Source organism: Pseudomonas sp. NPDC077408, assembly GCF_050269105.1.
Classification (GTDB): Bacteria; Pseudomonadota; Gammaproteobacteria; order Pseudomonadales; family Pseudomonadaceae; genus Stutzerimonas.
Genome location: NZ_JBNNHS010000001.1, coordinates 402,855 through 422,981, shown reverse-complemented (window position 1 = coordinate 422,981; position 20,127 = coordinate 402,855). Strand labels below are relative to the sequence as shown.

Below are 20,127 nucleotides of genomic sequence, written 5' to 3'. Positions count from 1 at the left end.
CGTGGTTTATTCGATGCGATAGGTAAAGGTGTTCTTCACATTGGGCACGGCGACGGCGCGGCCGTCGATTTCCGGCAGTTGGTAGCGGAAATTTTTACTGGCGATCAATGACGGATTGATGGCACTCGCCGGCCACCTGAGGATCTTCCACCCGGCCCAGAGCATTGCTGGTCGGCGAGGATATACGCCACGCTTGGCGATGATCTGCTCGGTGCTCTGCCGCGCAGGGTGGCGGCAGGATTCGGGGGCGCGTTCATATGCGTGGGGGTGTCAGCTTTAGCGGCGGCCTCTGCCGCCGACTACCAGAAGAAGCCCACCAGCGAGGATGGCTCCGATGCCTGCCCAGAGTGGGATATTGACCGTCTCCTTCTCCCGGACGGAGAGTTCGATCGGGCCAAGTTTCACAGCCGTTGTGTCTTTGGTGTAGCTGAAGCCGCCGTAAGCGAGGCCAAGCGCACCAACGACAATAAGAGCGACTGCAACGAGTTTGATAGCGTTCAAGGATGGACCTTCAAGAGTGAGTCTCGTCCGCACGTGCTAGCGGCGCAGGCACGTCAGAGCGGGAGACATTGAAGCACAGTCGAAAAGAAAACCGGAACAGCCCTCGCCGTCCCGGTCCTAAATCCGATTTCGCCCAAATCAGAAAGACTTTTTCAGCGCTGTCCCACCGCCGTTGAAAACAACTTCAAACTGACCATGCTGGCGACGATCAGGCTCGGGCAGGCGATGCGGGCATCACGATGGTTTCGGCGGGCTGAAGCGAAGCGCCGCCCGGTTTTGTGCAGCAAACCCAGATCTTCGATGTCGTAGGGCTGGATCGGCTTGAAACGCGAGGAGCGGTCGAGGCCGAAACGGGCATCGAAAGTCGCGAAGGTTGCCGCCGGATCAACGGCATGCAGGCGCTCGAAGTCGATGCGCTGCCACTGCGCGCGGTCGATGATGGCCGATATCACATACTCGTCGTATGGATGACCGGTTGCCTGGTCGATGCGCTGGATGTATCCGGAAACCAGCACCCGTTCGATGGCCGGCAGCGCCGCAAACACTTCCCCGGCAACCCGAAACAGACTGGCAAACGCCAGGGCGACGAAGTCGCGGCGGCATTGGGCGTCCGAGCGTTTCTTCATCGCAAGTTTGCCCGTCGTGCGAACCTCGGCCGAGATGCGCGGCGTCTCGTCTTCGTCCGGCAGGTCGGCGTCCACGGCGATGCGCTGTTGTCATGGCTGAAGAGGTAGACCACCTGCGCCGGCTTGGGCCAGGCGATGCCGCTCAACACAAGATCCAGCGCGGCTTCCATGTGCGCGCTATAGCCTTTGGCGGCAAGTCGAAAGGCCTTGTCGACCTCGGCGCGCTCCTTCTCGTGGGCGTCTCGCTCCGCCTGCCAGGCAGCCAGTTCCAGGTCATGCCAGGCCAGTGCGGCGGCGTAGTCCTGCTCTATCTCGCCGGCTCCGATCACAGCGACATCGACAAAGAGGAAGGCCTTGTCGTGGTATTCCGGACGAAACTGCAGGTCCAGCACACCGAGGCCGGCCTAGATACGGTCGACGCCGCTGGTGGTAGCGGTGACATAGAAGTGGTTGTCTGCAAAGCGCGCACAGACGCCGTCGTCGATTACCACGCCTTGCTCATCGGTCATCAGAGCGTAACGCGAGCGCCCCACCGGCTGCTTGAAGAAGGCGAAGGTGTAGAGTCGGTTGAGAAATTCGGCGGCATCCGCGCCGCGCACGTCGAGGCCACCGAGGGTGGATACATCAATCAGGCCGTGATCATCAGCCAGGACACCGACGGCATGACGCATCCGGCCGAGATCGACATGGGGTGGGCAATCGCCCGCAGCAAGCCGTTCTTTGTCGGCAAGCGTTCACTGGAGATCCTTGAGGCGCAGCCGCCCAAGCGCAAGCTGGTGGGCTTCACCCTGCCGGCGGTCGCCAGCAAGCCGCTGGAGGGCCATCTGGTGCTGCGCGGTGCGGACATCGGCGGCAACGTCACCTCTTGCGAGTATTCGCAGACCCTCGGACAGATCATCGGGCTCGCCTATGCTGGCGCCGACAAGAGCACGCCGGGATCGCAGATTCCGATCCGTGTGGAAGGTGGCGAAGTCGTTCACGCCACGGTAGTCACGCTGCCCTTCTTCGATCCCGATACCCAGCGTCAGGAGCTTTGATCATGGTCAACCTGCAAGCAGAGCCGTTCAGCGAGCGCAGCCCACTGTATCGCAAGCACGCCGGCGCCCAGCTGCGCCAGCTCTGCGAAACCACCGTGGTCGCGTGCTACAGCGGCAACGACGAACGGGCTCAGCGGCGACGCTGCGGCCTGATCGACCTGTGCAACCTGGCGCGCGCGGGCTTTCGTGGCAGCGATGCCGCCGCTTACCTCCGCGCCCGTGGCTACCAGCTGCCCGAGCGGCCGAACCAGGCCATAGCGCAGCCGGACGGCGGCCTGGTCGCGCGCCTTTCAAAGACTGAATACCTCTTGCTGGGCAGCCTGGGTGATGCCGGGGTGCGGGTCGCGCAGGAAGAAACCGACTGGCAGCTCAGCGACCAGGCCAACTACCTGCTGCCGCGCCAGGATAGTCATGCCTGGCTGCTGCTCACCGGCGCCCATGTCAGCGAGGTGATGGCCAAACTCTGTGGCGTGGATCTGCGGCCGCAGGCGTTCGCACCAGGCTCGGTGGCACAAACCTCGGCGGCACGGATCAGCGTGATCGTTATCAATGCGCCGATAGCCGAACTGCCGGCCCTGCATATTCTCTGCGACCGCGCCTCGGCGAGCTATTTCTGGGACGCCCTGCTCGATGCGATGGCCGAATTCGGTGGTCAGCCGGTGGGCATCGATTCACTGCTCAAACCATGAACACCAGCGAGCCGGCAGAGCGGGAGAACGATTACCGCGTTCCCGCCCTGCAACGGGGGCTATGCATCCTGCAGATGTTCGGTGCCAGCCAGCGCACCCTGGCGATGGCGGAAATAGCCGAGCGCCTGGGTTTGAGCGTTTCGGCGATCTACCGAATCGTCCATACGCTGATTGAGATGGGCTATCTTCGCAATGTCGCCAAGAACACCTACGAGCTGGGCCCACAGGTGGTTTCCGACGGCTTCAGCTACCTGGCCAGCCGCGACCTGGTGGACATCGCCCTGCCGCACCTCAACGGCCTGCGCGACCGGACCTCGCTGTCCTGCCATCTGACTATTCGCGAGCACACCGACAGCCTCTACATCTATCGAGCCTTCGCCGCTCAGCGGCTGTCAGTGAACATCCCGATCGGCACCCGGATTCCATGCCATTGCAGCGCCATGGCCCGCATCCTGCTGACCGCGCTGCCAGAGGAGGCGCTCGAAAACTTGTACCGGCACGCTCGCCTGGACGACTACCCGCCGCCGGCACCGAAGACGCTACCGGAGCTGCAGCAACTGATCCACGAGGACCGCGAGCGTGGCTGGGTGCTGCACCGCTCCGACTATTCCACGGCGATCGCCTGCGGCATTCGCAATCACCTTGGCGAGGTGGTCGCGGCCATCAACCTGTCCGGGCAGGAAGCGGTCATGGACGACCCGCAGGCCCAGGAGCGCTTTCGCCAGCAGGTGCTGCTCAGCGCCGATTTGATCTCCCAGGAGCTAGGGGCAACCTGAAAGGTCGAGCCGCTGTGCTCGCCTGCGCATAGTATGCGGGTGCTCCCAAGGCGCCCGCTCCGAAGCCTGCGATGAAGCCGAAATATCCGCTTTTTTGTGCGGCAGCCGGCGCACCCCATGGTTTTCATACGGCACAAAAGCAAACGCCCCGAACTTCATTCGGGGCGTTTGCTTTGCCTGCTGCCGATACCGGCCCGTTTCACACGGCCGGTAGAGAAAGGCACTGCATGACCGACGCGCGGTGCAGCGCCATCGTCCGCTATCAGGCGATGCCGTAGCTCATCAGGCGCTCGTAACGCCGCTTCAGCAAGGCTTCGGTGTCGAACCCCTTGAGCATTTCGAGCTGGGTGGTGAGCTCTTCGCGCAGCGACGCGGCAGTGACGGCCGGATTGCGATGTGCACCACCCAGCGGCTCAGCTATGACTTTGTCGACGATGCCAAGATTTTTCAGGCGGTCGGCGGTGACACCCATGGCCTCGGCAGCTTCCGGCGCCTTGTCAGCGGTGCGCCACAGGATTGAGGCGCAACCTTCTGGCGAGATGACCGCATAGGTCGAGTACTGCAGCATGTTCAGCTGATCGCAGACGCCGATGGCCAGCGCACCGCCCGAACCACCTTCGCCGATCACGGTAGCAATGATGGGTGTTTTCAGCCGCGCCATCACCCGCAGGTTCCAGGCGATCGCTTCGCTCTGGTTGCGCTCTTCAGCGTCGATACCAGGATAGGCGCCCGGCGTATCAATGAAGGTCAGGATCGGCATCTTGAAGCGTTCGGCCATTTCCATCAGGCGGCACGCCTTGCGATAGCCTTCTGGACGCGGCATACCAAAGTTACGGCGGACCTTTTCACGGACTTCACGGCCCTTCTGGTGGCCGATGATCATCACCGGTTCGCCGTTCAGTCGAGCCGTCCCGCCAACGATCGCAGCGTCATCGGAGAAATGGCGGTCGCCATGCAGCTCTTCGAATTCCGTAAACAGATGGTTGATGTAATCCAGCGTGTAGGGGCGCTGTGGGTGTCGAGCCAGGCGAGCGATCTGCCAACTGGTGAGATTGCCGAAGATGCTCTCGGTGAGCGACTCGCTCTTGTCCTGCAGGCGGGCAATCTCATCGCCAATGTTCAGCGAGTTGTCGTTACCAACCAGGCGCAATTCTTCGATCTTGGCTTGCAGGTCGGCGATCGGCTGTTCGAAATCGAGAAAATTCGGGTTCATAGGCATCCGTCATGCGTCGACGGCCAGGCGGCCGGGAGCTGTTCCGTTTTTTGCGCCCTACCTTACGGGACGGACGCATTCAGGTCGAACAAAATGTTCGCAAACATGACCCGATCCAGGACCGGGCCGGTTCAGGACGTCGAATGGGTCTCGCACCGGCAATGGTGCACCACTCGGCTCGTCCTACTATCGGTATTGCAGAAAGACGTTGTCGCGCCCGAACTGGTCACGCAATGCCTGAATCAAGTTGTCGGCCGGGTCGATTCGCCAGCCTTCACCGAACTGCAGCAGGGCCCGGGCATCGGCACTGGTGTACTCAAGCGTGATCGGACAGGCGCCGCGATGACGGCCACAGACATCCGCCAGCCAGCGCACTCGATCACCCTTGAGTGCCTCGCCGGCGACTTTGACTCGCAGGCTCTCGGCCAGCCCAGTTCGGGCTTCTTCCAAGCTCATGACTCGCTTGGCTCGCAAGCGCAAGCCTCCTGAAAAATCGTCGTTACTGACTTCACCTTCGACCACTACCAGGGCATCGGTCTGCAACAGCGCCTGAGCACTGTTGAAGGCTTCGGCAAACAGCGAGGCTTCAATCCGTCCCGAACGGTCATCCAGGGTGATGAAGCCCATTTTGTCGCCTTTCTTGTTCTTCATGACCCGCAAGTTGACGATCAAGCCGGCAATGGTCTGCTCGCCCCGCGCGGGGCGCAAATCAATGATGCGCTGACGGGCGAAGCGGCGGACCTCACCCTCATATTCATCGATCGGATGGCCTGTGAGGTATAGCCCCAGCGTGTCCTTCTCGCCTTTCAGACGCTCCTTCAAGGACAGCTCGCGGGCTTTGCGATGGTTGGCATAAACATCGGCTTCGGGCTCAGCGAAGAGTCCACCAAACAGGTCCGCATGGCCGCTGTCGAGGCTGCGTGCCGTCTGCTCCGCGGCCTGGATAGCCTCTTCCATCGCCGAGAGCAGCACCGCCCGGTTGCGATCGATATTGGCTTGGTAGGCTTTTGGTTCGTCCGAAAAGTACGGCCCCAGACGATCCAATGCCCCCCCGCGGATCAACGCTTCGAGGGTGCGTTTGTTGATTCGCTTGAGATCGACACGACTGCAGAAATCGAACAGTTCCTTGAACGGCCCGCCTTCTTTGCGGCATTCGCAGATAGCTTCCACCGGTCCCTCACCGACGCCTTTGATCGCACCCAGGCCGTAAATGATTCGTCCATCGTCACTGACCGTGAACTTGAACTCCGAATTGTTCACGTCCGGGGCATCGATGCGCAGCTTCATGCTGCGGCATTCCTCGATCAGCGTGACCACCTTGTCGGTGTTGTGCATGTCCGCAGACAGCACCGCAGCCATGAAGGGCGATGGATGATGCGCCTTTAGCCAGGCGGTCTGGTAGGAAACAAGCCCATAGGCAGCCGAGTGGGATTTGTTGAAACCGTAGCCGGCGAATTTTTCCACCAGATCGAAGATGTTGCCCGCCAGGTCCGCGTCGATGCCGTTGTTGGCGCAACCCTCGATGAACCCGCCGCGTTGCTTGGCCATTTCCTCAGGCTTCTTCTTGCCCATGGCACGGCGCAGCATGTCCGCCTGGCCGAGGGTGTAGCCACCCATGACCTGAGCGATCTGCATCACCTGTTCCTGGTACAGGATGATGCCGTAGGTAGGCGCCAATACCGGCTTCAGGCCTTCGTACTGGTAATCAGAGTGCGGGTAAGAAATCTCCGCGCGACCATGCTTACGGTTGATGAAGTCGTCCACCATGCCCGACTGCAGCGGGCCAGGACGGAACAGCGCCACCAGAGCAATCAGGTCTTCCAGGCAGTCGGGCTTGAGCTTCTTGATCAGCTCTTTCATGCCGCGCGATTCAAGCTGGAAAACCGCCGTCGTTTCAGCTTTTTGCAGCAACGAGAACGTCGGCTTGTCATTCAGCGGAATGAAGTCGATGTTCAGCGGATCCAGGCCCTTCTTGGCTTGCTCCCGGTTGATCGTCTCCATCGCCCATTTGATGATGGTCAGGGTCCGCAGGCCGAGGAAGTCGAACTTGACCAGGCCGGCGGATTCGACGTCATCCTTGTCGAACTGGGTCACCAGACTGCCACCTTCATCATCGCAGGCGATGGGCGCGAAGTCGGTGAGTTTGGTTGGCGCAATGACCACGCCCCCGGCGTGCTTGCCGGTGCCACGGGTAATGCCTTCGAGCTTGAGCGCCATGTCCCAGATTTCCCGGGCGTCTTCGTCGACGGCGAGAAAGTCCCGCAGCGGCTCCTCCATCTCGTAGGCTTTTTCGAGGGTCATGCCGACTTCGAAGGGAATCATCTTCGACAGCCGATCAGCGAGCCCATAGGACTTGCCCTGCACCCGCGCCACATCACGCACCACCGCCTTCGCGGCCATGGTGCCAAAGGTAATGATCTGGCTGACGGCGTTACGGCCGTATTTCTCCGCCACGTAATCGATGACCCGATCGCGGCCATCCATACAGAAGTCGACGTCGAAGTCGGGCATGGAGACCCGCTCAGGGTTGAGGAAGCGCTCGAACAGCAGATCATAGGCCAGCGGGTCGAGGTCAGTGATTTTCTGCACATAGGCGACCAGTGATCCCGCACCCGATCCCCGTCCCGGCCCTACCGGAACGCCGTTGTTCTTCGCCCACTGGATGAAGTCCATAACGATCAGGAAGTAGCCTGGGAAGCCCATTTGGATGATGATGTCGAGCTCGAAATTCAGCCGGTCGACATAGACCTGCTTCTTCGCCTCGTAGTCAGGCGTGTCCTTCGGTAGCAACACCTCGAGACGCTCATCGAGGCCGTCGAACGAGACCTTGCGGAAGTACTCGTCCATGGTCATGCCCGCAGGTACCGGGAAGTCAGGCAGGAAGTAGGTCCCCAACTGCACTTCGATATTGCAGCGCCGAGCAATTTCGACGGTATTCTCCAACGCCTCAGGCAGGTCGCTGAACAGCTCCCACATCTCCTCGGGCGTCTTCAGGTACTGCTGATCAGAATAGTTACGCGGCCGCCGCGAGTCATCGAGCGTACGGCTCTCACCAATGCAGACGCGGGTTTCGTGTGCCTCGAAATCTTCTTGCTTGAGAAAACGAACATCATTGGTAGCCACTAGCGGTACGTTACAGCGCTGCGCCAACGCGACCGAAGCATGCAAGTGCTCTTCATCGTTCACCCGGCTGGTGCGCTGGACTTCCAGGTAGAACCGCTGGGGGAAGACAGCCTGCCACTCGTCGAGCAACGCCGCGGCTGAGGCTTCTTCGCCGTCGAGCAGCGCATGGCCAATTTCTCCTTCTTTGGCGCCGGACAACGCGATCAGGCCTTCTGCGGCAGCTTTGACCCAGTCGCGCTCGATGATTATCTGATCGTTGCGCTGACCTTCCGTCCAGCCGCGCGAGACCAGTTCGGTCAGGTTGCGATACCCCCGGCTGTTCATCGCCAGCAATGTCAATCGACTGAGCGGACCGTCCTCCTCGCGACTGGCCAGCCAGATATCGGCGCCACAGATCGGTTTGATTCCGGCGCCCTGCGCCGCCTTGTAGAACTTGACCAGCGAGCACATGTTGCTCTGATCCGTGACGGCCACCGCCGGCATGCCAGCGCCTGCCACCGACTTCACCAGCGGCTTAACGCGCACCAGCCCGTCAACCAGAGAATATTCAGTGTGCAGACGAAGATGGACGAAGGAGACGGACATGAACCAACCTTGGACTGGCGAAACGACAAGCCGCGAATTGTACCGGAAAGCCGAAGCCGATTAAGACGGTGTTTGGCCGGTTATGGATCAGCGGAACGTAGGTCTCGATAGGCTGCGAGATGCTCCGGGCGGAAATTCAGCCCAGCAGGCTGGCAGGCGCGCCGATCGTTTCGATGATCACGCTTCCGCCCAGCGCGCCACGTTGCTCCAGCAGGTTGCGCACTGGCGCGAAGGATCGGCGATGGATGATGGTCGGACCGAGCCGTTGCAAGGCTTCGAGATGGTTCGGCGTCGGGTAGCCCTTGTGTGCGGAAAGCCCATAGCCTGGATAACACAAGTCCAGCGCACGCATTTCGCGATCTCGGCTGACCTTGGCCAGAATCGACGCAGCGGCAATGGCGGGCACCTGAGCATCACCCTGTATGACGGGTGCGCTCGGCACCGCAAGCTGAGGGCATCGATTGCCGTCGATCAAGGCCAGTCGAGGAGTCACGCTCAGCCCTTCAACTGCCCTCTGCATCGCCAGCATAGTGGCGTGCAGGATGTTCAGCTGATCGATTTCATGCACCTCGGCGCGGGCAATACACCAGGCGATCGCTTTCTGGCAGATCTCGTCGAACAGCGCCTCGCGGCGTGCTTCAGTGAGCTTCTTCGAGTCGTTCAGGCCCCTGATCGGTCGCAATGGGTCAAGAATCACTGCCGCGGTCACCACTGGCCCGCACAGCGGCCCACGGCCAACCTCGTCGACGCCTGCAACGAGCTCTTCTACCAGATTGAAATCCAACCCGATCTGCATTAGCGCCTGCCTAACAGTTCGAGCACCGCATCGGCTGCCTGGCTCGAGGCATCGCAGCGCAGCGTACGGTGAATGGCGTCAAAGCCCTCGGTCTGGCTGTCACCGTTATCCAGCAATGGCGACAACAGCTGCGCCATTGCATCGGGAGTCGCGGCATCCTGAAGCAACTCCGGAACAAGAAGACGCTGAGCCAGCAAATTGGGTAAGGCTACGTAGGGGCTCTTCACTAGGCGCTTCAGAACTCGAAACGTCAGCGGCGAAACGCTGTAGGCCACCACCATGGGACGTTTGTACAGCAAGGCTTCGAGCGTCGCGGTGCCGGAAGCAATCAGTACCGCATTGCAGGCGGCCAACGCCTCGTGGGAATGGCCATCGAGCAGTGTCAACGGAAGGTCCCGCCCTATTAGCATCTGCTCCAGTTGAGCACGCCGCTCGGGACTGGCACAGGGCACCACGAAACGGATCCCCGGCCGCATCGAGCGTAGCCTGTCAGCTGCGGCCAGGAAGAGTTCACCAAGACGCCCGACCTCGCCGCCCCGACTGCCGGGCATCAGGGCCACAATCAACCCTTCCTGCGGCAGGCCCAATGTTGTCCGCGCAGCGGCTCGATCAGAGACTAACGGGATGGTGTCAGCCAGAGGGTGGCCCACAAAACGCACCGCCACCTGGTGTGCGTCGTAAAACTTCGCCTCGAAGGGAAACAGCGTAAGCATCAGATCGCAGGCGTCTCGGATTTTCAGCACGCGCTTCTGTCGCCATGCCCAGACCGACGGACTGACGTAATGCACAGTCTTGATCCCCGCACGCCGCAGCTTAAGCGCCAAGTCCAGATTAAAATCCGGCGCATCGATGCCAATGAACACATCGGGGCGCACACCCAGCAACGTCTGGAGCAGACGCTTGCGGCGTCTCAGCAGCTCCGGTAGGCGACCGAGCACCTCCACCAGCCCCATTACAGCCAGGCGCTCTTGCGGGAAATAGGACTCGAGGCCCTGCGCCTCCATTCGGGGCCCGCCTACACCGATGAATTCGACGTTCGCGTGCTGCGCCTTGAGCGCCTGCATCAAACCTGCACCAAGGATGTCGCCGGACGCTTCGCCAGCCACGAGTGCAACGGTCAACGGCCTGGACATATCAGCGTGTGATGCCGCGGTTAGAGGCTTGTATGGAGTCTCGGAAGAGCGCTACTTCTGGGAAGGCCTGGGCATCGGCGGCGAGCACAGCGAGCGCAGCCTCGACTGTCAGCCCCTTGCGATAGACGACTTTGTAGGCGTTGCGCAGCGCTAGAATGGTTTCTTCGGTAAAACCACGGCGACGCATGCCTTCGAAGTTCATACTGCGCGCCTCGGCCGGGTTGCCGAATACCGTCACGAACGCAGGAACGTCCTTGCCTATTGCGGTCCCCATGCCGGAAAAGCTGTACGCACCGATGTGGCAATACTGGTGCACCAGCGTGTATCCGGACAGAATCGCCCAGTCACCCACATGCACATGACCGGCCAGCGCCGTGTTGTTGACCAGGATGCAATGATTGGCGATCACACTGTCATGACCGATGTGGGCATAGGCCATGATCAGGTTGTGGTTGCCGAGCGTGGTCTCGCCTCGATCCTGAACAGTGCCGCGGTGAATGGTTACCCCCTCCCGGATCACGTTGTGGTCACCGATCACAAGGCGCGTAGGCTCGCCCTTGTATTTGAGGTCGGGCGTGTCTTCACCCACCGAAGAAAACTGGAAGATTCGATTGTGCCGGCCAATACGGGTCGGCCCTTTAATGACCACGTGAGACGCGATCACTGTTCCCTCGCCTATTTCGACATCCGGACCGATGATCGACCATGGGCCGACCTGAACGTTATCCCCCAGCCGGGCCGCCGGGTCGACGATGGCACGAGGGTCGACCAAACTCATATCTTCTGTTCCGCACAAATGATTTCGGCCGAGCATACCGGCTTACCATCAACACTGGCGCGGCAATCGAACTTCCAGATTCCGCGCTTGGCGCTGATGAATGACGCCTCGAGGGTCAACTGATCGCCCGGCACGACTGGTTGACGGAAGCGCAGCTTGTCCGAGCCCACGAAGAAGTAAAGCGTGCCATCGGCTGGCTTCGCACCCATCATCTTGAAACCAAGCAGTCCTGCCGCTTGCGCCATCGCTTCAATGATCAATACACCCGGCATGATTGGATGTTGCGGGAAGTGACCATTGAAGAAGGGTTCGTTGATGGTGACGTTCTTGTAGCCACGAATACGCTTGGCGTCCGTGTCGAGCTCCACCACCCGGTCAACCAGTAGAAAGGGGTATCGGTGGGGAAGGTATTCGCGTATCTCGTTGATATCCATCATATGAAGAAAAAGCCCGTAAGGAGAAAGGGAGTCTGCGCAGCCATATGGCTGCGCGACCCGCTGGCAAATGCCTTCTGACAGGAGCGATCAGACGGTGGGGTCAGCCATCAGAAGACGCATCCCCGCGCGGGGTCACGGAGGCCAGGCGTTTTTCTACTTGCTGCAGGCGGCGCGCCATGTCGTCGAGATGACGAATCCGGGCAGCGCTCTTACGCCACTCCGCGGCGGTCTGCATGGCCGTTCCCGAAGAATAGCTTCCCGGTTCGGTGATCGAGCGGGTGACCATGGTCATGCCGGTTATGAACACGTTATCGCAGACTTCGATATGCCCAACCAGCCCGGCGCCGCCAGCGATCATACAGTTGCGACCGATCTTGGTGCTCCCGGAAATGCCGGAACACCCTGCCATGGCAGTGTTATCGCCGATCTGTACGTTGTGCGCGATCATGATCTGGTTGTCCAGCTTGACGCCATTTCCTATAACCGTATCCGATATGGCACCACGGTCGATGGTGGTATTGGCGCCAATCTCGACATCATTACCAATACGCACACCACCTAGCTGAGCAATCTTCTCCCAACTCCCTTGTTCATTGGCGAAGCCGAACCCTTCACCACCGATCACCGCACCGGGCTGAATGACCACGCGATCACCAATGATCACGTCGTGGCAAAGGGTGACTCGAGCCGCGAGTCGCCCCCCCGCGCCGATGCGGCTTCGCGCGCCGATCACGGACTGGGCGCCGATCTCCACATCGGGGCCAACCCAGGCCCCTGCTTCAATTACCACTTGAGCACCGATGCGCGCCGAGGGATCAACCACAGCGCTGGGATCCACTACTGCGGTTGGATGAATACCGGCGGACGCTCGAGGCCGGCTCTCAAACAAATGCGAGATACGTGCATAGGCGAGATAGGGATTGGCGACAACCAAAGCGGTACCCGCATAGCCGTCGGCATCCTCGGCGGTAAGCAGCACGCCTCCAGCCCTCGTCGTGGGCAGAAATTTCCGGTATTGCGCGTTGGCAAGGAAACTCAAATGCTCAGGGCCGGCGTCCTGCAAAGTCGCCAGGCCTGACACTTGCAGCGAGCCGTCGCCGCGCAGCTCGGCCCCTAGCCTTGCGACTAGATCACCTAGTGAATAGGCTACTCCGCTCATCAGCGCAGCTGATTCATGCGCTCAATGACCTGGCGGGTGATGTCGTACTGTGGTTTGACATCCACGACCGCGCCGCGCTCCAACACCAAGTCGAAATCGCCCTTCTTGATAACTTCTTCGACAGCCTTGTCTAGCTTTGGCTTGAGCTGCTTGAGCATGTCACGATCGGCGGAGGCCTTAGACTCGTTCAGCTCCTTCGAAAGAAACTGGAAGTCACGAGCCTTCTGCTTGAATTCAAGCTCAAGCCGCTCACGCTCAGCCTGCTGCATCTTATCGCCGTCTTTACCCAGGCGATCCTGAATGCGTTTGGCGTCGCTCTCCAGTCCTTTGAGCTTCTCCAGCTGCGGGCCGAACTTCTTCTCTGCGTCGACCGAGTAACGCTTGGCTGCGTCCGATTCGAGCAGAGCCATCTGATAATTCATCACCGCTATTTTCATCTCGGCGAATGCGGGGGTCGCCACTAGAGCAGCGGCAATAACAAGCAATTGGGTCAACTTACGCACGGTATATACCACTCTTCAGGAATGCGCTGGAGCAGGGCTCCAGATGGTTAAAAGGTTTGGCCCAGCGAGAACTGGAAGACCTGGGTATCTGCTTCGTCCGGCTTCATTACGGGCATCGCCAGACTGAAACTCAAGGGCCCCATGGCAGTGATCCAGGTCAGACCGACACCGACCGAACTGGCCATGTCCCCGATATCGATGTCGCTGCACTTAGCCGAACCCGACGGGCAATTTGTATCGTAGACGTTACCCACGTCCCAGAACACTGAGGTGCGCAGCGAGCGCTGATCCTTGACGAACGGCATCGGAAACAGCAGCTCCATTCCGCCCTGGATCAGCACGTTACCACCGTATGGCAGCGCATCCTGATCAGGATCGGCAATGGTGCCCTCATTCCCGGTTACAGGCTCGCCAAGGCTCGGTGTGCTGCGCGGACCGAGACTGCTGTCTTCGAAGCCACGAACAGAGTTGAAACCACCAGCATAGTAGTGCTCGTAGAACGGCAGCCGTGAGGTCGAGCCATAGGCATCCCCATAACCCAACTGCGTATGCAGCCTCATGGTGTAGGTCTTGGTAACCGGCACGAACAGCTGAGCGTTGTAATCGAGCTTGTAGAACGACAGGTCACTGCCTGGAATGGTGGTTTCCAGAGAAAGGCTTTGCGAATGTCCGCGAGTTGCCAGAACCCCGCGGTTCAACGTCGACTCAGACCAACCGACTGAGGCCTTGAAGTTGAGGTAGCTGTCGCCTTCTTGCTCGATAAAATCGAAAATTTCATCGACCGTGTACCGCCCGCTATCAATCGTGTCCTGTTGCGCGGATAGACCAAACGACAACCGCGAAGTCTCGCTGATCGGATAGCCAATATTCACACCGCCGCCCAGGCTGTCGACCGAGTAGCTAGACACGTCGTAGTCCAGCTCGTCGTAATCGGTGGTTCGATAGAAGGCGTTATAACCGAGGCTGACACCGTCTTCGGTCCAGTAGGGATCGACGAACCCGAAGTTGTAACGCGACTGGTATTCGCTGCGGGTCAACCCGAGGCTGACACGGTTACCGGTGCCCAGGAAGTTGTTCTGGCTGATTGAACCGCCGAGAATCAGACCCGCATTCTGCGCAAATCCAATGCTCGCCATGATCGAGCCAGACGGCTGCTCTTCGACACTGTAGTTCACGTCGATCTGGTCGTCGGTACCCGGGACCTGGGGCGTTTCGACGTTCACTTCCTTGAAGAAACCCAACCTTTCGAGACGGGTTTTGGATTGATCGATCAAATAAGTCGACGCCCAGCCGCCTTCCATCTGGCGCATCTCACGGCGCAGCACTTCGTCTTCGGTCTTGGTATTGCCGCGGAAATTGATGCGATTGACATAGGCGCGCTTGCCTGGATCGACCACGAAGGTGATCGAGACAGTATTGTTCTCGTCGTTGGTTTCCGGCACACCATTGACGTTGGCGAAGGTGTAGCCCTCATTGCCCAAGCGACGCGTAATCAGCTCTGAGGTAGTGGTCATGACTTTGCGCGAGAAAACCTGACCCTCCTTCGCCAACAGCAAAGATTGCAGCTCTTCCTGCGGCACTTTCAAATCGCCGCTCAGCTTGACGTCGCTGACGGTGTAACGATCACCTTCAGCGATATCTACCGTGATGTAGACGTCTTTCTTGTCCGGCGTAATGGACACCTGAGTAGAGGTGATGTCCATGTTGATATAGCCGCGATCCAAGTAATAAGAGCGCAGACGTTCAAGGTCACCGGAAAGCTTCTCCCGGGCATACTTGTCGTCGTTGCGAAAGAACGACAACCAGTTGCTGGTCTTCAGCTCGAACAGATCGGTGAGATCTTCGTCGGGGAATACGGAATTGCCGACAACGTTGATGTGCTTAATCGCCGCAACGGAGCCTTCGTTAATATCTATTTTCAGCGCGACGCGGTTGCGAGGCTGCGGGACGACCTCAGTTTCGATCGTAGCCGAGTAGCGCCCCTGAGCAACATATTGACGCTGCAGCTCGTTGCGCACGCCCTCGAGCGTGGCTCGCTGGAAGATTTCACCTTCTGCCAGGCCCGACTGCTCCAGGCCGGAAAGCAAATCTTCGGTCTTGATTGCCTTGTTGCCGTCGATCTCGATGCCGGAGATTGAAGGGCGCTCGACCACGTTAATTACCAGTACGTCGCCCTCACGGCCGAGCTGGATGTCTTCAAAAAAACCGGTACGAAACAGCGCGCGGGTAGCATCGACCAGGCGGCTGTCGTCAGCTGCCTGGCCGACGTTTAGCGGCAACGCACCAAAGACGCTGCCAGCTGAGACACGCTGCAGGCCGTTGACGCGTATATCGGAAATAGTGAAGGACTCGGCGTGAACTTCGGCAATCATCAGTGCGGAAATTACCGCAGGTAGCAGCAGACGTTTCATGAAGTCCTTTCTTTTCAAACCTGATAATTGAACCTGCGCGTGGCGCGGCGACATCAAGGTATATGGCGATTAAAGGCGGCCAAGGTCGTTGACCAGCGCAAGCAGCATCACCCCAACAACCAGGCTGATACCGATCTGTACTCCCCAGCCCTGGACCCTGTCCGATAAGGGACGTCCACGGACCCACTCGACCAGGTAGAAGAGCAGATGGCCTCCATCCAGGACGGGGATAGGCAATAGATTGAGTACCCCAAGACTTATGCTCAGGTAGGCGAGGAAATTCAAGAAGTCGCCCACGCCCGACTGTGCAGAAGCGCCCGCCACTTTAGCAATGGTTATCGGGCCGCTCAAGTTTTTTACCGAGAGCTCCCCGAAGAGCATTTTCTTAAGCGAATCCAGAGTCAGAACACTCATCGTCCATGTGCGACGAAGCCCTTCCCCGACAGCTTCGACAGGACCACGGCTGACCTGCCGCAGCATTTCAGGCGGCCATTCTCCACCCGCGACGCCGGCGCCAAGATAGCCCCGACGCTCATCTCCTTCGCCACGTTCAGCCAGTGTCAGGGGGAGCTCGATCTGCTCGCCGTTACGCTCAACCTCCAGCAAAACAGCTTGCCCGCCCAGCGGCCTAACACGGTCAATCACTTCTTGCCATTCGGTTAGCGCCTCGGCGTTAAGGCTGACCAAGCGATCCCCAATCCGCACGCCAGCCGCCTGCGCCGGCCCTTCGGGATCCAGCTGAGCCACAACCGGGGCGATTTCCGGACGCCAGGGACGAATACCCAGTGAGCCGATCGGGTCCGGCTCCTCAGCACCCTTAAGCCAGTCGTTCAGCTCAAGCTGTAACCGCTGCGACCGACCACCATCAACCTCGCTCACCAACATTTCGAGCGAACCGCTCTCACCAAGGCGCCTGATCAATTGCAAATTGACGTCTGCCCATCCTGCAGTTGGCTTGCCGTTAATCTCGACGATTTCCTGCCCGGCCATCAACCCGGCTCGCTCAGCAAGGCTGCCAGCCTCTACTGCACCTACGACCGGGCGTACTTGCTCGGTACCCAGCATCGCCAAGATCCAGAAGAACACCAGGGCAAGCAGAAAGTTGGCCAAAGGCCCGGCCGACACAATGGCGAAGCGCTGCCTAACGGTTTTGCGGTTGAAGGCCTGCCCCAGCAGAGTGGGCGGCACGTCGCCCTCGCGTTCGTCGAGCATTTTGACATAGCCGCCGAGGGGGATCGCAGCGAGAACGAACTCGGTACCCTGGCGGTCATGCCAACGCAACAGGGGCCGCCCGAAGCCTACCGAAAAACGCAGAACTTTTACGCCGCAACGCCGGGCTACCCAGAAATGCCCGAATTCGTGGAAGGTTACCAGTACACCCAGCGCCACCAGGGTGCCGATGATCATGTACAGCGCGCCCATATATCCTCTGCCTCGAAAGGTCTTTTAGAAGCCTGCGAGCCCGGTCCATACCGGAGCGCTACAGCCAAGTTGGGACTTTTGATCGCTACCGATCGCGACTTTGCAACCAGTGCGAGGCGAGCCTGCGTGCCTGGGCATCGGCAGTCAGCACATCTGCCAGGCAACGAGCCGGAACCGAAGCTTCCAGATCGAGAACATGCTCGATAATACTCGCGATTTCCGTGAAGCGAATGCGACCATTGAGGAAAGCGTCCACGGCTACCTCGTTCGCGGCATTGAGCATCGCCGGCGCCGTTCCGCCGTTCTGCGCGGCCTGCCTGGCAATCCGAAGACAAGGAAACCTGTCCTGGTCGGGAGCCTCGAAATCCAGACGACCTACCTGCAACAGGTCCAGCGCCGATACGCCTGAGTCGATTCTTTCCGGCCACGCCAGTGCGTGTGCAATCGGTGTCCGCATATCGGGATTACCCAGTTGCGCCAGGACCGAGCCGTCGACGTAGTCGACCATCGAGTGAATGACGCTCTGCGGGTGAATAACAACTTCTACCTGTTCCGGCCGCGCATCGAACAGCCAGCACGCTTCAATGAGCTCAAGCCCCTTGTTCATCATGCTTGCTGAATCAACGGAGATCTTGCGACCCATGGACCAGTTGGGGTGCGCACAGGCCTGGTCTGCAGATACGGCAGACAACTGATCCAGGGGTAGTTGCCGGAACGGACCACCGGACGCGGTAAGCAGAATTCGCCTGACGCCGACATGCCCCAACCCCTGCGCGTAGTTGCCAGGCAAACACTGGAAGATGGCGTTGTGCTCGCTATCGATGGGCAGCAGCACCGCCTCGCTGTCACGCAGCGCCTGCATGAACAACGCGCCAGACATTACCAGAGCCTCCTTGTTCGCCAACAGGACCCGCTTGCTGGCCTGAACGGCGGAGAGCGTCGGCCGTAAGCCCGCAGCACCAACTATCGCCGCCATGACCACGTCGACCTCGGGATGCGCTGCAACTTCGCTCAGGCCACCCTCACCCACGAGCACGCGTGTCTTGACGCCGTCACTGTCGAGCTGCTCCTGCAACACACGAGCCCGGTCACTATTGGCAACCACCGCATAACGCGGCCGATGCAGTCGGCACAGCTCGCGCAATTCGGCAATGCGACTGAATGCAGTGAGCGCAAAGGCTTGGTAGCGCTCGGGATGACGCGCAATCACATCCAGCGTGCTGAGGCCGATGGAGCCGGTCGCACCAAGAATCGTTATCTGCAGCGGCCCACTCACCATGCACCCCAGCCGGCCAGCCACAGCAGGACCGTGAACACGGGTACCGCAGCGGTCAAGCTGTCGATACGATCCAGCACACCACCGTGCCCCGGAAGTAGCTGGCTGCTGTCCTTAATACCCGAGCTGCGTTTGAACATGCTTTCGGTCAAATCACCAATAACGGAAATGACCACCACAAGAGCTGCACCTAACAGAGCCAGCGCCAGCTCACGCGCAGACCAAGACTGATAAAGCCCAACAAACAATGTGATTAGCAGGCTGGTAACCAAGCCGCCAATCATCCCCTCCCAACTCTTGCCTGGGCTGACCTGCGGAGCAAGCTTGCGACGGCCAAAGGTCTTGCCAGCCGCATAGGCACCAATGTCAGCTCCCCACACCAGGACCATCACTGCAACGATAAGCCAATTGCCCTGTGGCCACTGCTTGAGCAAAACCAGGCCCTGCCAGGCGGGCAATAGGATCAACAATCCGATAACCAGACTGCCGACAGATCCACCCCAGTGCCGCTGACTTCGGGGATAACTGACCACGAGCGCCGTGGCAACCAGCCACCAGATCACGCTGAGCGTAAGCAACCAGGACGCCAAGGCTGGTGCTAAATAGAGCCCCACAAGCAGCAGACCGACCGCTATCGCATAAAGAACCCGAACCGACTGAGCCTCAAAGCCCGCCAGACGCGCCCATTCCCATCCCCCAAGCACAACGACTACGCCTATGAACAGCGCAAAAGCGAGACCTTCGAGAAGGAAAAAACCAATCAGTGCGATCGGAAGAAGGATGGCCGCCGTGATGATGCGATGCTTCAGCATTCAGCTCGAACCTCTATTTCTACTTGGTCACCGGTCTTGCCGAAACGTCGCTGGCGCTTGGCGAAATCGGCCAATGCTGTACGCATTGCATCGTGCTTGAAATCGGGCCAGAACAGGTCCGAGAAATACAGTTCGGCATAAGCCAACTGCCATAACAGGAAATTGCTGATGCGTCGCTCACCACCGGTGCGAATACAGAGATCCGGCAGAGGCATGTCGCCCGTTGCCAGATAGCGCTGAAAAAGGGCGGGAGTCACTTCATCTGGATTGAGTCGACCTTCCTGCGCTTCGCGGGCCAACCGTTGTGCGGCCTGGAGAATGTCCCACTGTCCGCCGTAATTGGCAGCGACCTGAAGCACGAAACGGCCGGAGCCCGCGGTCATTTCCTCGGCGTCGAGCATCGCCGCCTGCAGCTCCGGGTGAAAGCGTGAACGATCGCCAATGATTCGCAAGCTGATGCCATTATCGTTGAGCTTGCGCGCTTCTCGGCGTAGAGCGCTCAGGAAAAGCTCCATGAGTGCACCAACCTCCTCGGCCGGCCTCTGCCAGTTCTCACTGGAAAAGGCGAACAGCGTCAGCACCTCGACACCCGCCTCGGCGCATACCTCGATAACGGCTCGCACCGCATCGACGCCCGCCTTGTGCCCGGCCACGCCGGGCAAGAGACGCCGCTTCGCCCAGCGATTGTTACCATCCATGATGACTGCGACATGACGGGGTACATTCCGTCCGGCAATCTGCCTGACCTTATCCATGAAACGACTCTACCTGCGCTCAATCACGCTGCGAACAATGGGAGAAACCGCCAATGGCAATTTCCGGGGATACGACTGGTTAGCCCCTCGCGCCA

General features: G+C 59.7%; 19 protein-coding genes and 2 pseudogenes. 3 read left to right on the top strand and 18 right to left on the bottom strand.

Annotation, left to right across the window (positions count from 1 at the left end):
* Nucleotides 1–6: 6 nt before the first annotated feature.
* From ACQKEK_RS02055 to ACQKEK_RS02035, 5 genes and pseudogenes are all read right to left on the bottom strand, one after another.
* Complete coding sequence (locus tag ACQKEK_RS02055) at nt 7–165, bottom strand: hypothetical protein (RefSeq protein WP_177327065.1); 159 nt, start codon at nt 163–165, stop codon at nt 7–9.
* A 111-nt stretch (nt 166–276) separates the two neighbouring features.
* Complete coding sequence (locus ACQKEK_RS02050; RefSeq protein ID WP_499140914.1) at nt 277–501, bottom strand: hypothetical protein; 225 nt, start codon at nt 499–501, stop codon at nt 277–279.
* A gap of 152 nt (nt 502–653) precedes the next feature.
* Nucleotides 654–1,202, bottom strand: a complete 549-nt coding sequence (locus ACQKEK_RS02045) for a hypothetical protein (protein ID WP_499140913.1) — start codon at nt 1,200–1,202, stop codon at nt 654–656.
* Nucleotides 1,124–1,519, bottom strand: coding sequence for a hypothetical protein (locus ACQKEK_RS02040; RefSeq protein WP_499140912.1), 396 nt, complete (start codon nt 1,517–1,519; stop codon nt 1,124–1,126). Before ACQKEK_RS02040 ends, ACQKEK_RS02045 begins: the two co-directional genes overlap by 79 nt.
* Nucleotides 1,520–1,534: 15 nt before the next feature.
* Nucleotides 1,535–1,762, bottom strand: a pseudogene (locus ACQKEK_RS02035) (hypothetical protein); the annotation flags it as partial.
* On the opposite strand from ACQKEK_RS02035, the pseudogene ACQKEK_RS02030 reads away from it, so the two are divergent.
* From ACQKEK_RS02030 to ACQKEK_RS02020, 3 genes and pseudogenes are all read left to right on the top strand, one after another.
* Nucleotides 1,763–2,164: pseudogene (locus tag ACQKEK_RS02030) on the top strand (glycine cleavage T C-terminal barrel domain-containing protein); the annotation flags it as partial. It lies immediately after the preceding pseudogene.
* Between the two features lie 2 nt (nt 2,165–2,166).
* The gene (locus ACQKEK_RS02025) at nt 2,167–2,853 is read left to right on the top strand and encodes a sarcosine oxidase subunit gamma (protein WP_499140911.1); all 687 of its coding nucleotides are present in this window, start codon (nt 2,167–2,169) and stop codon (nt 2,851–2,853) included.
* Nucleotides 2,850–3,629 carry an IclR family transcriptional regulator gene (locus ACQKEK_RS02020; protein WP_499140910.1) on the top strand — a complete coding sequence of 260 codons (780 nt, stop codon included), beginning with the start codon at nt 2,850–2,852 and terminating at the stop codon, nt 3,627–3,629. The genes ACQKEK_RS02025 and ACQKEK_RS02020 overlap by 4 nt, the downstream gene beginning before the upstream one ends.
* A gap of 262 nt (nt 3,630–3,891) precedes the next feature.
* Here ACQKEK_RS02020 and ACQKEK_RS02015 read toward each other — a convergent pair whose 3' ends face one another.
* The 13 genes from ACQKEK_RS02015 to uppS all read right to left on the bottom strand — a co-directional run bounded on the left by ACQKEK_RS02015 (nt 3,892) and on the right by uppS (nt 20,032).
* The gene (locus ACQKEK_RS02015) at nt 3,892–4,842 is read right to left on the bottom strand and encodes an acetyl-CoA carboxylase carboxyltransferase subunit alpha (RefSeq protein WP_499140909.1); all 951 of its coding nucleotides are present in this window, start codon (nt 4,840–4,842) and stop codon (nt 3,892–3,894) included.
* A 186-nt stretch (nt 4,843–5,028) separates the two neighbouring features.
* On the bottom strand, nt 5,029–8,550 hold the full coding sequence (gene dnaE / locus ACQKEK_RS02010) for a DNA polymerase III subunit alpha (RefSeq protein WP_499140908.1): 3,522 nt from the start codon (nt 8,548–8,550) through the stop codon (nt 5,029–5,031).
* Between the two features lie 136 nt (nt 8,551–8,686).
* Nucleotides 8,687–9,346, bottom strand: coding sequence for a ribonuclease HII (gene rnhB / locus ACQKEK_RS02005; RefSeq protein ID WP_499140907.1), 660 nt, complete (start codon nt 9,344–9,346; stop codon nt 8,687–8,689).
* The gene (gene lpxB / locus ACQKEK_RS02000; protein ID WP_499140906.1) at nt 9,346–10,479 is read right to left on the bottom strand and encodes a lipid-A-disaccharide synthase; all 1,134 of its coding nucleotides are present in this window, start codon (nt 10,477–10,479) and stop codon (nt 9,346–9,348) included. The genes rnhB and lpxB overlap by 1 nt, the downstream gene beginning before the upstream one ends.
* Nucleotide 10,480: 1 nt before the next feature.
* The gene (lpxA, locus tag ACQKEK_RS01995) at nt 10,481–11,257 is read right to left on the bottom strand and encodes an acyl-ACP--UDP-N-acetylglucosamine O-acyltransferase (RefSeq protein ID WP_499140905.1); all 777 of its coding nucleotides are present in this window, start codon (nt 11,255–11,257) and stop codon (nt 10,481–10,483) included.
* The gene (gene fabZ / locus ACQKEK_RS01990; protein ID WP_019342391.1) at nt 11,254–11,694 is read right to left on the bottom strand and encodes a 3-hydroxyacyl-ACP dehydratase FabZ; all 441 of its coding nucleotides are present in this window, start codon (nt 11,692–11,694) and stop codon (nt 11,254–11,256) included. Before fabZ ends, lpxA begins: the two co-directional genes overlap by 4 nt.
* A 100-nt stretch (nt 11,695–11,794) precedes the next feature.
* Nucleotides 11,795–12,856: a UDP-3-O-(3-hydroxymyristoyl)glucosamine N-acyltransferase gene (gene lpxD, locus ACQKEK_RS01985; protein ID WP_499141333.1), complete on the bottom strand. Its 1,062-nt coding sequence runs from the start codon at nt 12,854–12,856 to the stop codon at nt 11,795–11,797.
* Nucleotides 12,853–13,356: an OmpH/Skp family outer membrane protein gene (locus tag ACQKEK_RS01980; RefSeq protein ID WP_128119472.1), complete on the bottom strand. Its 504-nt coding sequence runs from the start codon at nt 13,354–13,356 to the stop codon at nt 12,853–12,855. Before ACQKEK_RS01980 ends, lpxD begins: the two co-directional genes overlap by 4 nt.
* Nucleotides 13,357–13,403: 47 nt before the next feature.
* Nucleotides 13,404–15,767: an outer membrane protein assembly factor BamA gene (gene bamA, locus ACQKEK_RS01975; RefSeq protein WP_499140904.1), complete on the bottom strand. Its 2,364-nt coding sequence runs from the start codon at nt 15,765–15,767 to the stop codon at nt 13,404–13,406.
* 69 nt (nt 15,768–15,836) lie between these two features.
* The gene (rseP, locus tag ACQKEK_RS01970) at nt 15,837–17,189 is read right to left on the bottom strand and encodes an RIP metalloprotease RseP (protein WP_499140903.1); all 1,353 of its coding nucleotides are present in this window, start codon (nt 17,187–17,189) and stop codon (nt 15,837–15,839) included.
* An 85-nt stretch (nt 17,190–17,274) separates the two neighbouring features.
* On the bottom strand, nt 17,275–18,468 hold the full coding sequence (gene ispC, locus ACQKEK_RS01965; protein WP_499140902.1) for a 1-deoxy-D-xylulose-5-phosphate reductoisomerase: 1,194 nt from the start codon (nt 18,466–18,468) through the stop codon (nt 17,275–17,277).
* Nucleotides 18,462–19,277, bottom strand: a complete 816-nt coding sequence (locus tag ACQKEK_RS01960; protein ID WP_499140901.1) for a phosphatidate cytidylyltransferase — start codon at nt 19,275–19,277, stop codon at nt 18,462–18,464. Before ACQKEK_RS01960 ends, ispC begins: the two co-directional genes overlap by 7 nt.
* Nucleotides 19,271–20,032: a polyprenyl diphosphate synthase gene (gene uppS, locus ACQKEK_RS01955; protein WP_128119476.1), complete on the bottom strand. Its 762-nt coding sequence runs from the start codon at nt 20,030–20,032 to the stop codon at nt 19,271–19,273. The genes ACQKEK_RS01960 and uppS overlap by 7 nt, the downstream gene beginning before the upstream one ends.
* Nucleotides 20,033–20,127 lie beyond the last annotated feature (95 nt).

What these genes read in the sequence shown, in the direction of transcription:
- ACQKEK_RS02055 (WP_177327065.1), bottom strand. Translation starts at nt 165, where the DNA reads ATGCTCTGGGCCGGGTGGAAGATCCTCAGGTGGCCGGCGAGTGCCATC.
- ACQKEK_RS02025 (WP_499140911.1), top strand. Translation starts at nt 2,167, where the DNA reads ATGGTCAACCTGCAAGCAGAGCCGTTCAGCGAGCGCAGCCCACTGTAT.
- ACQKEK_RS02020 (WP_499140910.1), top strand. Translation starts at nt 2,850, where the DNA reads ATGAACACCAGCGAGCCGGCAGAGCGGGAGAACGATTACCGCGTTCCC.
- ACQKEK_RS02015 (WP_499140909.1), bottom strand. Translation starts at nt 4,842, where the DNA reads ATGAACCCGAATTTTCTCGATTTCGAACAGCCGATCGCCGACCTGCAA.
- dnaE (WP_499140908.1), bottom strand. Translation starts at nt 8,550, where the DNA reads ATGTCCGTCTCCTTCGTCCATCTTCGTCTGCACACTGAATATTCTCTG.
- rnhB (WP_499140907.1), bottom strand. Translation starts at nt 9,346, where the DNA reads ATGCAGATCGGGTTGGATTTCAATCTGGTAGAAGAGCTCGTTGCAGGC.
- lpxB (WP_499140906.1), bottom strand. Translation starts at nt 10,479, where the DNA reads ATGTCCAGGCCGTTGACCGTTGCACTCGTGGCTGGCGAAGCGTCCGGC.
- lpxA (WP_499140905.1), bottom strand. Translation starts at nt 11,257, where the DNA reads ATGAGTTTGGTCGACCCTCGTGCCATCGTCGACCCGGCGGCCCGGCTG.
- fabZ (WP_019342391.1), bottom strand. Translation starts at nt 11,694, where the DNA reads ATGATGGATATCAACGAGATACGCGAATACCTTCCCCACCGATACCCC.
- bamA (WP_499140904.1), bottom strand. Translation starts at nt 15,767, where the DNA reads ATGAAACGTCTGCTGCTACCTGCGGTAATTTCCGCACTGATGATTGCC.
- rseP (WP_499140903.1), bottom strand. Translation starts at nt 17,189, where the DNA reads ATGGGCGCGCTGTACATGATCATCGGCACCCTGGTGGCGCTGGGTGTA.
- ispC (WP_499140902.1), bottom strand. Translation starts at nt 18,468, where the DNA reads ATGGTGAGTGGGCCGCTGCAGATAACGATTCTTGGTGCGACCGGCTCC.
- ACQKEK_RS01960 (WP_499140901.1), bottom strand. Translation starts at nt 19,277, where the DNA reads ATGCTGAAGCATCGCATCATCACGGCGGCCATCCTTCTTCCGATCGCA.
- uppS (WP_128119476.1), bottom strand. Translation starts at nt 20,032, where the DNA reads ATGGATAAGGTCAGGCAGATTGCCGGACGGAATGTACCCCGTCATGTC.